The organism is Pseudomonas sp. KBN12P06040 (assembly GCF_037574965.1).
Classification (GTDB): domain Bacteria; phylum Pseudomonadota; class Gammaproteobacteria; order Pseudomonadales; family Pseudomonadaceae; genus Pseudomonas; species Pseudomonas aeruginosa.
In genome coordinates this window covers 1,332,463-1,346,166 of record NZ_JBBELS010000001.1, presented here as the reverse complement: position 1 = coordinate 1,346,166, position 13,704 = coordinate 1,332,463, and the positions used below count along the sequence as shown (strand labels likewise).

15 protein-coding genes are annotated in these 13,704 nt (G+C 63.9%); 1 reads left to right on the top strand and 14 read right to left on the bottom strand.

The window, feature by feature from the left end; translation table 11 throughout:
• The 14 genes from trbL to VQ067_RS06295 form a co-directional block, all read right to left on the bottom strand.
• Positions 1-1,368 (bottom strand): P-type conjugative transfer protein TrbL, encoded by a 1,368-nt coding sequence (trbL, locus tag VQ067_RS06360; RefSeq protein ID WP_042852784.1) that lies wholly within the window; start codon positions 1,366-1,368, stop codon positions 1-3.
• Positions 1,365-1,703 carry a hypothetical protein gene (locus tag VQ067_RS06355; protein ID WP_042852785.1) on the bottom strand — a complete coding sequence of 113 codons (339 nt, stop codon included), beginning with the start codon at positions 1,701-1,703 and terminating at the stop codon, positions 1,365-1,367. Before VQ067_RS06355 ends, trbL begins: the two co-directional genes overlap by 4 nt.
• Positions 1,704-1,715: 12 nt before the next feature.
• Positions 1,716-2,453 (bottom strand): P-type conjugative transfer protein TrbJ, encoded by a 738-nt coding sequence (trbJ, locus tag VQ067_RS06350; protein WP_042852786.1) that lies wholly within the window; start codon positions 2,451-2,453, stop codon positions 1,716-1,718.
• Positions 2,450-4,900, bottom strand: coding sequence for a conjugal transfer protein TrbE (gene trbE / locus VQ067_RS06345; RefSeq protein ID WP_042852787.1), 2,451 nt, complete (start codon positions 4,898-4,900; stop codon positions 2,450-2,452). The genes trbJ and trbE overlap by 4 nt, the downstream gene beginning before the upstream one ends.
• A gap of 12 nt (positions 4,901-4,912) precedes the next feature.
• Positions 4,913-5,185 carry a VirB3 family type IV secretion system protein gene (locus tag VQ067_RS06340; RefSeq protein WP_042852788.1) on the bottom strand — a complete coding sequence of 91 codons (273 nt, stop codon included), beginning with the start codon at positions 5,183-5,185 and terminating at the stop codon, positions 4,913-4,915.
• On the bottom strand, positions 5,182-5,574 hold the full coding sequence (locus tag VQ067_RS06335) for a TrbC/VirB2 family protein (RefSeq protein ID WP_042852789.1): 393 nt from the start codon (positions 5,572-5,574) through the stop codon (positions 5,182-5,184). The genes VQ067_RS06340 and VQ067_RS06335 overlap by 4 nt, the downstream gene beginning before the upstream one ends.
• Positions 5,571-6,638 (bottom strand): P-type conjugative transfer ATPase TrbB, encoded by a 1,068-nt coding sequence (gene trbB, locus VQ067_RS06330; RefSeq protein ID WP_060853378.1) that lies wholly within the window; start codon positions 6,636-6,638, stop codon positions 5,571-5,573. The genes VQ067_RS06335 and trbB overlap by 4 nt, the downstream gene beginning before the upstream one ends.
• On the bottom strand, positions 6,635-7,099 hold the full coding sequence (locus VQ067_RS06325) for a ribbon-helix-helix protein, CopG family (protein ID WP_042852642.1): 465 nt from the start codon (positions 7,097-7,099) through the stop codon (positions 6,635-6,637). Before VQ067_RS06325 ends, trbB begins: the two co-directional genes overlap by 4 nt.
• Positions 7,096-9,099, bottom strand: a complete 2,004-nt coding sequence (locus VQ067_RS06320; protein ID WP_042852641.1) for a conjugal transfer protein TraG — start codon at positions 9,097-9,099, stop codon at positions 7,096-7,098. The genes VQ067_RS06325 and VQ067_RS06320 overlap by 4 nt, the downstream gene beginning before the upstream one ends.
• Before the next feature lie 235 nt (positions 9,100-9,334).
• Positions 9,335-9,613, bottom strand: coding sequence for an EexN family lipoprotein (locus tag VQ067_RS06315; protein WP_042852640.1), 279 nt, complete (start codon positions 9,611-9,613; stop codon positions 9,335-9,337).
• Positions 9,610-10,554, bottom strand: a complete 945-nt coding sequence (locus VQ067_RS06310; protein WP_042852639.1) for a LysR family transcriptional regulator — start codon at positions 10,552-10,554, stop codon at positions 9,610-9,612. Before VQ067_RS06310 ends, VQ067_RS06315 begins: the two co-directional genes overlap by 4 nt.
• 5 nt (positions 10,555-10,559) lie before the next feature.
• Positions 10,560-10,973, bottom strand: coding sequence for a hypothetical protein (locus VQ067_RS06305; RefSeq protein ID WP_052156520.1), 414 nt, complete (start codon positions 10,971-10,973; stop codon positions 10,560-10,562).
• 48 nt (positions 10,974-11,021) lie between these two features.
• Positions 11,022-11,507, bottom strand: coding sequence for a hypothetical protein (locus tag VQ067_RS06300; RefSeq protein ID WP_042852638.1), 486 nt, complete (start codon positions 11,505-11,507; stop codon positions 11,022-11,024).
• Between the two features lie 77 nt (positions 11,508-11,584).
• Entirely contained in the window at positions 11,585-12,790 is a 1,206-nt protein-coding gene (locus tag VQ067_RS06295; RefSeq protein WP_052156519.1) for a CynX/NimT family MFS transporter, read from the bottom strand.
• Positions 12,791-12,904: 114 nt separating this feature from the next.
• Between VQ067_RS06295 and VQ067_RS06290 the strand changes: the two genes are divergently transcribed.
• Positions 12,905-13,702, top strand: coding sequence for an AraC family transcriptional regulator (locus tag VQ067_RS06290; RefSeq protein ID WP_371032335.1), 798 nt, complete (start codon positions 12,905-12,907; stop codon positions 13,700-13,702).
• The last annotated feature ends 2 nt before the right edge of the window (positions 13,703-13,704 follow it).

The window sequence follows — 13,704 nt, the reverse complement described above, 5'->3', positions numbered from 1 at the left end:
TCAGGTATCGAAATCGCGCAGGCTCGGGCCTTGCCCGGAGCCGCCGCTGTCGCCACCGCGCAGCGTGTGGGCGGCGGTGGTCGCGGCATGGGTGATCTGCTGGCGGCGGTGCATCCGCTTGGCCCAGGCGGGTTGCTCCTGCTTCGGCGCACTGCCTTCGCCTTCGCCTGTGGCGGCCTGGCCGGAATCGGCAGCGCCGGCATCCACGCCGTTCCATCCAGCCCGGAAGGAATCGGCCACCTTCTGCCCGGCAGCGGAAGCGCCCGATGCAGCGCGGCGGCCCGCCGCCTGCGCGCCGGTCTTGGCGACGTTGCCGAGGCCAGCAGCCGCACCCTTAGTCCCGCCGCCTGCAGCGGCGGAACCTGCTTGGAATGCCGACTTGGCGCTGCTGGCCGCCGACATGGCCGCGCGTGCGCCGCTGCCGGCCAGCTTGGCGGCGGCCGGGGCCATGCGTGCGCCTGCCATGACCGCACCGCCCACGCTGGTCGCGGCGGCACCGATGGCAACGCCGGTGCCGACCGCGCCGACCGCAGCCCCGGCCATCGCGCCCGCGCCTAGCTGCGGCGCACCGGAAACCAGGCCGGTTGCGATGCCAGGGCCGAAGATGCCGAGCGCCAGCAGCGCGAGCGAGGCCAGCATCACGACCAGCGCATGGTCGATGGAAGGCTCGTCGGGATGAACCTGAAACTCCGCGAACAGGCCCGAGCCGATGCCGACGATGACGGCCAGCACTAAGACCTTGATGCCCGACGACACCACGTTGCCGAGCACCTTTTCCGCCAGGAAACTCGTCTTGTTCCAGAGTGCGAACGGAATCAAGACGAAGCCGGCAAGCGTGGTCAGCTTGAACTCGATCAACGTGATGAAAAGCTGTACCGCCAGCACGAAGAAGCAGAGGATCACCACCAGCCAGGCGATGAACAGCACCACGATGGGGTCGAGGTTCACGAACACTTCGGGGAAGCCGGCCATGTCGCCGATCTGATCGAGAATCGGCGCAGCCGCGTCGATGCCCGTCTTCGCCAGCCTGCCCGGCTGCAAGAAGTTCTCCATCGTGATGGCCGAGCCGGTGGCGGTGATGCCCAGACCAGCGAACGACCGGAAGACGATGCTGGCCAGCCAGTTGAAGTTGCCGATGATGTAGGCGAAGGCGCCGACGTAGAGCACCTTGCGCAGCAGCTTGGCGATGACGTCCTCGCCCTGGCCGGTCGCATGGCTCATTGCCCAATACAGACCGGCGATGGTCATGTCGATGACGATGAGCGTGGCGGTCAGGAACGCCACTTCGCCTTGCAGCAGCCCGAAACCCGAGTCGATGTAGCGCGAGAATGTATCGAGGAATCTGTCGATGATCGTCACGTCATTCATGGCCCGTCCTCCTTAGCGGCGAGCGGCGCATCGCCTTCCGGCGTGTCGTCGGCGGGCGTGTCGAAGCTCGCCGGGATCGGCGGCAGTTCGGCAAGCGTCCGGTACTCGTCAGGCCCGGTCTGGCCGGAGAAGAACCGCCGCCGGAAGGCTTCGGCGGCGGCGCGGCAGGCGTCTTCGCCCATGGCTTGCAGGTCGATTGCGCATTGGGCGCGCAGTGCCTTGAGCCGCACGGGATCGGTGGCCAAGGTGGCAGCCAGGTCTTCGGCCCTTTGCTGGTCAGACGACTGGCCGCGCGCGGTCAGCAGCACGGCCAGCAGGACAGGAACGCATCGCATGGCCGCCTCCCGTCAGTTGTTGTAGAAGTTGACGGACTGCGGCGTGTACGGCGTGCCGGTGCCCATGAAACGCCGCCGCACTTCGCGGGCGCGCTCGGTGGCCGCCGCCTGCCGCGCCAGTTCCAGCGAGGCCGCCCGGTCTTGCGTGATCTGGAGTTGCTGGGCCTGGATGGACTGCTTGGCCTGCAAGGCGAGGAGCTGGTTCGTCGCTTGCATGGCTTGCAACGCACCCGTGGCCGATTGGCTTTGGCTCACGAGATCGGCCAGTGCGCTTTCGTCTTGCGCCAGGTTCTGCGACACCTGCGCCTGCATCCGCATCGCGGTGTGCAGACCGTTCAAGGTGTTCTGCCAGCGTTCGCGGGCGTCCTGCGCCATGTGGTCGCCGCTGATAGTGGCGGCGTACTGCTCCGGGTACAGGCGGGCAAACGTGGCATCCATGCTCTGCACGTCGTAGGTCAAGCCGCGCGCCTCAGCGATCAGGCGCTCAGTGGTGGCGAGCGTCGAGCGCAGCCGGTTGACGATGTTGAAGTCCAGGTTTGCCAAGTTCCTGGCCTGGTTCATCAACATCTGCGCCTCGTTCTGGAGCTGGTTGATCTGGTTGTTGATCTGCTCCAGCGTGCGAACGGCGGTGAGCGTGTTCTGCACGAAGTTGGACGGGTCGAACACCGTCAGCGCCGATGCGGGCTGCACGGCCAGCAGGGCCACCGACAGTGCGGCGGCGAGCGAAACGGAAAGCACACGGGTCTTCATGGCAGGTTCTCCTGTCGTGGTTGGGAAAGAAAAGAAGCCGCCGCCGGTGAGGACGGCAGCAGGTCGGCGGCCCAATCGAGGCCGCGATGGCGCAACCACGCGCCGGCGAAGCCGGGAGCGCCGGCCTGCGTCAGCATGCGGTCTATGTCGCGTTGGTCTTGCGGTGTGGATGCGCCCGCGAAGGCGAGCGCGGCCGACCCAAGGTCGAGGTCGAACAGGCGATTGCCCAAGCGCGATTGGTAGTAGTAATCGCGCTTGGGCTGCGCGGTGGCGACGATTTCGATTTGCCGCGAGTTCAGCCCGAAGCCTTCGTAGATCGTGCGAATCTGCGGCTCGGTCGCCTGCGGGTTAGGGAGAAAAATCCGGCTCGCGCAGCTTTCGATGATCGCGGGCGCGATGGTCGAATCCTTGATGTCGGCCAGGCTCTGCGTGGCGAAGATAACCGACACGTTTTTCTTGCGCAGTGTCTTTAGCCATTGCCGGATGCGCGCCGCGAAGGACGGTTCATCGAGGAACAGCCACGCTTCATCGAGGAACAGCAGCGTGGGCGCACCGTCGAAACGCGCATCGAAGCGGGCGAACAGATAGCGCAGCACCGCTTGCACGGCCGCTGGGCTATGCATGAGTTCTTCCATCTCGAAGCCCTGCACGTCTCCGCTACCGAGCCTGTCACGGTCGGCGTCCAGCAGCTTGCCGTGCGCGCCGCCCAGCACATAGGGCGATAACGCCTGCCGTAGCGCGTTCGATTGCAGCAGCACCGAAAGGCCCGTCATCGTGCGCTGTTCCACCGGCGCACCGGCAAGACTGCCGAGTGCCGACCAGATGGCCACCTTCTCGTCCGGGCCGACGGTCACGCCTTCATGCAGCAATCGGCCTTCGATCCATTCGGCAGCCCAGGTGCGATAGCCTTCGACGTCGATACGGGCGAGCGGCTGGAAGGCAATGCCGCCATCTGCGCCCAGGTCATAATGCTCGCCGCCCAAGCCGAGGATGGTGGCGCGCATCGAGCGCCCCATGTCGAAGGCGAAGATGCGCGAGCCGCCATAGCGACGGAACTGCAAGGCGAGCATCGCCAGCAGGACGGATTTGCCCATGCCGGTCGGGCCGGCGACGAGCGTATGCCCCACGTCGCCGATATGCGTCACCAGCCGAAACGGCGTTGCGCCATCGGTGCGCGTGACAATTACCGGCGGGCCGTCGAGGTGGGCGTTCTTCTCCGGCCCGGCCCACACGGCGGACACCGGCATCATGTGCGCCAGGTTCAGCGTCGAGACGATGGGCTGGCGCACGTTGGCATAGGCATTGCCCGGTATGGATGACAGCCACGCATCCACGGCGTTGAGCGTTTCGGGGATGGTCACGAAGCCGCGTCCCTGAATCACGCGCTCCACCATGCGCAGCTTCTCGTCGGCCACGGCCGGGTCGGCATCGAGCACCGTCACCGTAGCGGTGAGGTAGCCGAAGGCAACTTGATCGCTGCCCAGCTCCTGCATGGCGGCGTCCGCGTCGGCCGCCTTGTTGCTGGCATCGGTATCGACCAGCGGGCTTTCCTGCTGGAAGATCGTTTCGCGGAGCAGCGCGATGACGTTCTTCCGTTTCGCAAACCATTGGCGGCGCAGGCGGCCCAGCTCCTTTTCCGCCTCGGCTTTGTCGAGGCAGAGGAACCGGGTACTCCAGCGATAGGCAAAGCCCAGGCGGTTGAGGTCATCCAGCAGGCCCGGCCAGGTCGAGGTCGGGAAGCCCCGCACCGACACCATGCGCAAGTGCTGGTCGCCCAGCATGGGCGCGAGGCCGCCAACCAGGGCGGAATCGGCTAGCAGCGCGTCGAGGTGGAAAGGCACCTCGGGCACGGCCAGCCGGTAGCGCCGCGCCGAAACCGTGGCGTGCAGGTAGGTCAGCGTCTGCGCGTCATCGAGCCAGGCGATTTCCGGCATCACGCCATCGAGCAGGTTAAAGACCCTATCCGTTTCCGCCACGAAGGCATCGAGCCGGCCGCGCCAGTCCACACCATCGCCCGGCGCGTGCTCATAAAGCAGCTTGGCCGCACGGGCGCGGGACTCCTCGGGCGGCAGGTAGGCCAGCGTCAGGTGATAGGTACTCTCGAAGTGATTGCCTGATTCCTCGAAGGCGGCGCGACGTTCCTCGTCCACCAGCCACGACAGCGGTTCGGGGAAATCGGAGTGCGGATAGTCCGCCGCCGGCTGGCGCTCGGCTTCCACGAACAGCGCCCAGCCTGAACCCAGCCGGCGCAGCGCATTGTTCAGCCTCGCAGTAGTGGCGATCAGTTCGCCCTGCGTGGAGCTGTCCAGATCAGGGCCGCGAAAGCGCGCCGTGCGCTGGAACGAACCATCCTTGTTCAGCACCACGCCTGTCGCGATCAGTCCGGCCCAGGGCAGCCAGTCGGCCAGCAAGGCGGGCCGCTGGCGGTATTCGGCAAGGTTCAGCATGGCGGCATCCCCCTACACGTCCAGCAACGGCTTGTGCTTGATGTGCCGAGCGAAGACCTGCATGAACTGCGGATCGACACGCGCGCCCCACACGGCCAGCGAGTGACCGACGATCCAGAGCACGACACCGGGAATCCAGAGTTGAAGGCCCAGCCCGACAGCGGTGGCCAACGTGCCGTTGGCAATCGCCACAGTGCGCGGCGCACCACCCATCAGGATCGGTTCGGTGAGCGAGCGATGCAGCGGCACCTCGAAGCCGGCCGCGAAGCTGTCCGGCCCGCTCATACGACCGCCCCGCCGGAGAAGCTGAAGAACGACAGGAAGAACGAGGACGCGGCGAACGCGATACTCAATCCGAAGACGATCTGGATGAGTTTGCGAAAGCCGCCCGACGTGTCGCCGAAGGCGAGCGCCAGGCCCGTGGCGATGATGATGATGACCGCGACGATGCGCGCCACCGGCCCCTGAATCGACTCCAGAATGGATTGCAGCGGGCCTTCCCACGGCATTGAGGAACCGGCGGCCTGCGCCGTTCCGGCCAGGAACAGCAGCAGCGCGGCCAGCAGCAGTCCTTGTCCCGCAGGGCGGGCCAGGCTGCGCAGCTGCGCGAGGCTGGACAGATGGGGAAGCGGATTTACGGAAAAGCGGAAAGCGTAAGCGTGCATCTGCGTCATGGCAGTTCTCCAGGTTGGTCAGGGGCTGGCAAAGGCGTAGCGGCATCGGCTGCGAGAGGAACCGGCATCAGCTCGGGAAACGGTGTTTCCAGCGCGTCCGCCAGGCGGTAGCCGGTGCCGTCGAAACCGACGACACGGGCGATGCTTTCGACGCGGCGCTTGCGGCCACGCCCGGCGATGTGGATCACGACGTTGACCGCCTCGGCGATCAGCGCACGCGGTGGGTTCACCGCCACTTCAAGAATCAACTGTTCGAGGCGCAGCAGCGCGCCCAGCGCGGAACCAGCGTGGATGGTGGCGATGCCGCCGGGGTGTCCGGTGCCCCACACTTTGATGAGGTCGAGGGCTTCGCCGCCGCGCACTTCGCCGACGATCACCCGGTCGGGGCGCAGGCGCATCGTGGCGCGCACCAGTTCCTGCATCGAGACGACGCCCGCGCGGGTACGCAGCGGCACATGGTCGCGGGCCGCGCATTGCAGCTCGATGGTGTCTTCGAGCACCAGCACGCGGTCGCCGGTGGCAGCGATCTCGGCCAGCAGCGCATTCGCCAAGGTGGTCTTGCCAGTACTGGTGCCGCCAGCGATCAGGACGTTCTGCCGTTCGCGCACGGCGCGACGCAGGAACTCGGCCTGCCCAGTGGTCAGGATGCCGTCGGCCACATAGCGATCCAGGCCGATGATGCTCACGGCGCGCTTGCGCAGCGCGAAGGCCGGGCCGGGCGCGGCCGGTGGCAATATGCCCTCGAACCGCTCGCCGGTTTCGGGCAACTCGGCGGTCAGCAATGGTCGACCGCGATGCACTTCCGCGCCGACGTGCGCGGCCACCAGGCGGATGATGCGCTCGCCATCGTCTTCGGAAAGCTCCACGCCCAGCGGCGTGCGGCCCGAAGACAACCGATCCACCCATAGGGTGCGGTCGGGGTTGAGCATGATTTCCACCACGTCCGGGTCGGCCAGCGCGGCGGCGATGACCGGCCCCATTGCCGTGCGCAGCATCTGGATACGGCGATCCAGCGAAGCCGCGGCAGATGAGCGTTCGGGCGGGGTTTGCGGAACGGCGCTCATGACGCACGCTCCTGCGCTTCAGCCAGCGCCGCCGCGTCATCCATTCGCACCGGATCGGGATGCAGTTCCTCCACCACGTCCCGCACCAGGCTGCGGCCGCGCAGCAGGTGGCGGCCCAACTGTTCAACGAACTGCTCGAAGCGCGCCCGGCCATGGGCGCGTGCCGCGTCCTGATGGGCCTCGGGAACTGGCGTGCTGACGGTCAGGAAGTAGCGGATGAACAGCGCCAGCGTTTCGATCTGGATGTTCTGGTCGCGCTCCATGCGCTCGGCCTGCCGCGACAGGCGATCCAGCCGCTTGGCAATGGCCGCCTCGCGCTGGTCGCCGGCATCGGGCGACAGCCAGGACGCGAGCGCCGCCGCGACGATGGACGACTTGGACACGCCTTTCTTGGCGGCCAGTTCTTCGAGGCGCTTGGCGTGCTCGGGCTGGATGAACAGATTGAGGCGGTATTGGCTCATAAGTCGATTCCGTCGTTGGGGTCGAGGGAAGCCAGCCGGGCCGTGCGCTGCATGGCCGGGTCGAGCTGGCCGGGAAGCGGCAGCGGCAGGTCGTCGTCGTCATCGAGCAGTGCCAGGTCGTTGCCGGCGGGCTGCGCCTCGGGGCTGTATTCGGTGACTTCGGATAGCTCTGGCTGGCGGCGCGGGCCACCGTCGTCGGCGGTGCCTGCGGCGTCGCTGGACAGGCCCGCAGCCGGGGCCGTTGGCACGGCTGGGATCGCCAGGCCGCTCCAGTCGTCGGGCCGGGCTGGTGGCGCATCGGCGTACTGCCCGGCCGCGAGCGCGGGCGGCGGCAATACGCGGCTCTTGAAATTCGCGTCGGCGTAGTAGCGCAGCTTTTTCGCCTTGATCGGTGCCACGCTGGACACCATCACCACGGCTTCGTCGGTCGGAAGCTGCATCACTTCGCCCGGCGTCAGCAGCGGCCGTGCGGTTTCCTGCCGCGACACCATGAGGTGCCCGAGCCACGGGGCCAATCGGTGCCCGGCATAGTTGCGCTGTGCGCGCAGTTCGGTGGCGGTGCCAAGCGTTTCGGAGATCCGTTTGGCCGTGCGTTCATCGTTGGTGGCGAACGTCACGCGGACATGGCAGTTATCCAGAATCGAATGGTTCTGGCCGTAGGCCTTGTCGATCTGGTTGAGCGACTGTGCGATCAGGAAGCTGCGGATGCCGTAGCCCGCCATGAAGGCAAGCGCCGTCTCGAAGAAGTCCAGGCGGCCCAGCGCCGGAAACTCGTCGAGCATCAGCAGCAGCTTGTGGCGGCGCTCGATGCCATCACTGCCGTCGAGCGATTCGGTGAGCCGCCGACCTATCTGGTTGAGGATCAGGCGAATAAGCGGTTTGGTGCGCGAAATGTCCGACGGCGGCACCACCAGATAGAGCGACACCGGATGTTCTGACGCGATCAGGTCGGCGATGCGCCAGTCGCAGCGCGAAGTGACTTCGGCCACCGTGGGGTCGCGGTACAGGCCGAGGAACGACATGGCGGTGCTCAACACGCCCGAGCGTTCGTTGTCCGACTTGTTCAGCACTTCGCGCGCAGCGGACGCGACAACCGGGTGCGGTGCATCGCCCAGGTGCTTCGTCGTCATCATCCGGTGCAAGGTCAGCTCGAACGGGCTGGCCGGGTCGGACAGGAAGTTGGCGACGCCGCGCAGCGTCTTGTCCTCTCCCGCGTAGAGCACATGCAGGATGGCCCCAACCAGCAGCGCGTGCGAAGTCTTCTCCCAGTGGTTGCGCTTCTCCAGCGCGCCTTCGGGATCGACCAGGATGTCGGCGATGTTCTGCACGTCGCGCACCTCATGCGCGCCGCGCCGGACTTCCAGCAGCGGGTTGTAGGCCGCCGACTTCGCATCGGTCGGGTTGAACAGCAGGCAGTGGCTGAACCGGCTGCGCCAGCCCGCGGTGATCTGCCAGTTCTCGCCCTTGATGTCGTGGATGACGGCCGAAGCCGGCCAGGACAACAATGTCGGGACGACCAAGCCGACGCCTTTGCCCGAGCGCGTGGGCGCGAAGGTCAGGACGTGTTCCGGGCCTTCATGTCGCAGATACTCGTTGCGATACTTGCCGAGGAAGACGCCGATCGGCTGCGTCAGCCCGGCTTTGCGAATGTCATCCGCTTCGGCCCAGCACGCCGAACCATAGGTCGTGACCAGCTTGGCCTGGCGCGAGCGCCACACCGACATGGCAATGGCGACCACCACGGCCACAAGGCCGCTGCCGCCTGCGATGGCCCCGCCAATGTCGAAGGCATGCGGCGCGTAGGCATCGAAGAAGAACCACCACTCGAACAGCCGCCACGGGTGATAGACCGGCGCGCCGAAGAAATCAAACCACGGCGAGCCAAGGCGTAGTTGATAGCCCAGGGCGGCGGCTGTCCATTGCGTTGCACTCCATACGCCGGCGATCACGATGCTGAAAACAGCGGCGATCTGCCCGAACAGCACGCCCTGACCTTGCATGACTGGCCTCCGATTTCTCCTGCGCTGATTCCTCGCTCACACGCGGCACAAGGACGTGCCGCATAGCGCGAGGATCAGTGCCGGGTCGGTGCCGGTCAAAGACCGTTATCGGAAGAAAGGTCGAGTAAAAAGCAAGATTTCGCGCAGGGGCGCAGGCAGAAAAAACGCCGCAAGCGATGGCGCATTGCGGCGTGTCGAGCAAGAGGTCGGAAGTTTCGTGGCGATTCGCCTACGATCAGAGCTTGGGCGGATTCTCCGGTGGCGTATAAGGCACCTTGCCATCGCCATAGAATCGCTTGCGCGTGGCTTCGGCCACTCGGTTACAGAGCATGTCGCCCAGCTTGGGGCGATCGGTCTTGCATTGCTGACGCAACTCTTTGAGCCGTTCGGGATTGGCTGCCAGTTCTTCCACCGTTGGGATGTTTCCCACCGAATCGGCGGCTTTCTGCGGTGCCTCGGATTGGCCGCAGGCGGTCAACACGGCCATCAGCAAGTATGGGATGATCTTTCTCATGGCTTGAGTACCTCTGGTGGATCAGCATCGCGACCCAGCGTAGGCCTAGGGAAGTCCGGCGATTCGATGGCCTGCACGCGCTCAATGAAGTGCGCCAGTTCATCGGACGGCTCGCCTTCGACACGCAGCAGATAGGTCGTCAGTGGCGGCACGCGCGAAGCCAGTGGTCGAGCCACCACGCCCGACTCACGGCTCGTGGCAATATGCGTCTCGCCCGTAAGTCCGAGTGCAAAGCCCGCCGATACCAATGCCATCATCAGATCGCACGTTGCAACTCGTTCAGCGATAAGCGGCTCCATGTCCGCCCGGCGCAGAACGCGCTCGACATGCTTTGCATGACCTTCGCACGCTTGCGGATCGCACAAGACCAGCGGATAACGCAGCAACTCGTCCAGCGGAATGCGCTTGTGGGCCAGCAGCGGATGTCGTGCGGGCACCGCCACCATGAGCGCATCGCTCCAAGCAGGCATGGTGACGATGCCATCGCCCACATCTTCGGACTGCGCAAACCCAACGTCATATAGGTCGTCGTGTAACCCCTTGATCTGCTGCGAGAGCGGAACCTCGAAGAAGCGGATTTCAACTTCGGGCTCTTCCTGACGGCAGAGTGCAAGCAAAGCAGGAAGGCGCGACGGTGTAATACCGTCGGATAAGGCCACGCGCAACTGCCCATGAAAACCATTGGCCGCGGCTTTCACGCTGTCGCGTGCCTGCTCCAATGCGGAGAACACGCGACGCACATGCTCCAAGAACAGTTTTCCGGCACGGGTCAGCCGCGTGCTGCGCGTGGTGCGGGCAAACAGCACGACGCCCAGTTCTTCTTCCAACTCCTTGATCGCCCGCGACAGTGGCGACTGCTCGATGTGCAGCCGTTCTGCTGCACGTGCAAAGTGCAGCTCTTCGGCCACGGCGAGAAAACATCGTAGGTGCCGCAGGTCCATGGAAACTAACTACCTAAGCATGGCTCGGAGATCCAGAAGTGGACAAGCTTTCGAGCTTCCTCCCACGTTTCGACTCCCTCATGTTGGATGCCGAATGCTTTTGCCAGCATCGCCCCCATCTGCCTTGCCTCCTCTCGGCGCACAGGGTCAGGCTCAATGCTGATGAATCCTTTGCACACACGGCTCATGTCTGCCTTGTTCTGCTTGAGCCAAAGTGCCCTATGCTTGCGATCCTCGTGATCTTCATCGCCCCGAAGCTGGTCATACACAATGACGAAGGGGGCCCCTTGCCCAATAAGAGAAACAGTTTCCACCTCCCATTGCTTTGCGTAGCCAGGTCTTGCAGAGTCGTTCCTGAAGACGACCATTGGATGGTGGCTAATGTCATGCACCAGGAAGTCCTGAGGGTTAAGGTTCATAGCCAGTTTGCTCCTTTGAATGATTGACTACCCGAGCACGTCGGGGAATCACAGCACTGTCGAACGTGCACGCAACAGTTCCTCCCGAATAGCAGTCAGAATTCGACAAAAAACGGTAGCTGGCAGAGATGTCGTCGATGCTTCTTCCCGCCCGGTATCGTGGACCAGCTCCAGCCCATTCGTGGACAGCAGCGCCCTCTGCAATCCTATGGATTGATCGATTCGCGCCCGAATAGCCGCTTCAATAAGTTGATGATGCTGCGTCGATCCGTAGGCCAAGCGTTGGCCGCTCCAGTAGGCGCCGCTGCGATCCGCTTGATCGCCGAGGTGCTTGGCCTCCCATCCACTCAACTGAAACGCCTGCAGACGGCGCGGATCGTTCTCCGCAAACTTGATACCTTGGATGAAGCCCTCAACGGAGGCGAACAGCATGTCGTCAAGCACGAACGGCGAGAGCCCGAAGTTGGAAAGAGCCAGCCCACGCCAATCAGCGGAGGTGCTGGAGATATTCAGAAAGGTCGTCTTGTTGCTCATTTCGTTATCTCGCAAACCTGCAATTTCCAAAAGCACGGGCCGCCCTCAGATAGCCACGGACCGCGTATACGAAAACATCAATGACGAACGGTCGGATGCTCACCCCCGATCGTTCGAGAACGACCTGCGAGCAAACCAAAGATCACCATGACGATCGAGAGGACCGCGCCGATGTACAGCACGGCGGTCCAGCTACCGGTAAGGTCGTGGAACTTTCCCGCAAGCGCCGGACCGCATGCAGCCAGAAAGTAGCCAACACACTGGGCCATGCCTGAAAGCGAAGCGGCCTGATGGGCGCTGTTAGCCCGCAGGCCCATGAACATCAGCGCCAGCAATACGCCGCCGCCGGAGCCCAGACCGAAGCAGAACGCCCACAAGGAGGCCCAGGACGGCGCCACGCAAAATCCGAGAAGGGCCGCGGTCATCAACCCGCCCATGGTGGCAGCGACCAGCCTTTGATCCCGCATGCGACTGACAATGGGGCCAAGCAAGAGACCAGGCACGGCTGAAGCAAGTTGCATGACGCCGTGAAGCGAGCCGGCGACCTCTGGAGCAATTCCCGAGGAAGTAAGAACGGACGGTAGCCACGCGACCAGGACGTAGTACACCAGTGAATTGATGCCCATGAACAAGGTGACCTGCCACGCCAACGGGGAATGCCATACCCGTCCACCATGAGGAGCCGATGCGGTTCCCTTGGCCGGCGCGGTATGACCGCTCAGTTGGCTGGTCCACACCAGGGCGGCAGCCAGCGGAAAGACAGCCGTGGCGCCAAGCGCACCTTGCCATCCGAATGCATTTCCCAGTGGAACGGCACTGGCGGATGCCAACGCGGCTGCGCCGCCAATTGCAATGGAGCAGACCCCCATGATGGTGGGCACTTTCGCCGGGAAATCGCGTTTGACCAAACTTGGGAGCAGTACATTGCCCACGGCAATGCCGGCACCGATGGTGGCCGTGCCCAGATACAGGGTCCACACAGATCCAATAGATCGAACGACCACGCCGGCAGCGATCAGTAGCAGCGCCCCGAACAGTGAACGCTCCAGGCCGTACTCCCTCGCGAACATCGCGGCAAATGGGGAAATGATGCCGAACGCTAGCAACGGTAGCGTCGTCAAGAGCCCCGCTTGCGCGGGCGACAGCGCAAACGCCGACTGCAGTGTCTCCAGAACGGGAGCAACGCCCGTAATTGGCGCACGCAGGTTCGTCGCGATCAAAAGGAGCCCTGCTATCAGCAAAGCTGGTCGGGCAACCGCCAAGGCTGCATCACGATTACTCATTCATAACTCCAAAAAACAGACAACCAGTACCGCAATCTATCGCTTGGACATAAATATGAATTTAGCTAGAATGACAATAGATCGCTAAATTCAGCCAATGTAATTCCAATGGCCATATCACTAGAACCATCGTTGAAAAACTTCGACGAAACCAAGGTGCGCGGCCCGGTAGTGGGGATGCGTGTGGACATCGCCGAGCAAAAGAGCGAAGTCCCGGTACATCAACATCGACAAGGACAACTGGTCCTTGCTCTGAAGGGTGGCGTGACCTGCGAAGTACCTAATGCTATTTGGATGGTCCCTCCGCGATGCGCCGTGTGGATTCCAGGACAAATGCCCCACAGTGTTCGCGCCACCGCAAACGCACGGATTTGTTACCTCTTCGTGCAACCAGGTGCAGCGCAATTGCCGGACCAATGCTGCACGCTCTCCATCACTCCCCTGGTGCGCGAGTTGGTGCTGCACATGGCTGACCAGGCTCCCGAATACCTTCCAAACAGCCGAGTGGGACGCAAGGCCGTCGTGCTTCTGGAGGAACTCGCACAAATGCCGGTCGAGCAGCTATACCTGCCAACATCGAGCGAACCGCGGATGCGCAAAATCGCGAAGATGCTCTCGGACGATCCGGCGGATCGAAGGACACTTGCCGATTGGGCCAAGCTGGTCGCCATGAGCGAACGCTCGCTAGCCCGCCTCGTCCAACAGGAGACAGGCCTGACGTTCGGCCGCTGGCGTCAGCAACTGCACTTGATCGTTGCCATGCGCCAGCTTTCCTCCGGGCAGACGGTGCAGCGAGTAGCGGACCAATTGGGCTACGACTCGGTCACCGCCTTCATTACCATGTTCAAGAAGGCGGTCGGAAAGCCCCCTGCGCGCTACTTCGCCGATATCACGCAAGCCGACGAGCAATAGGG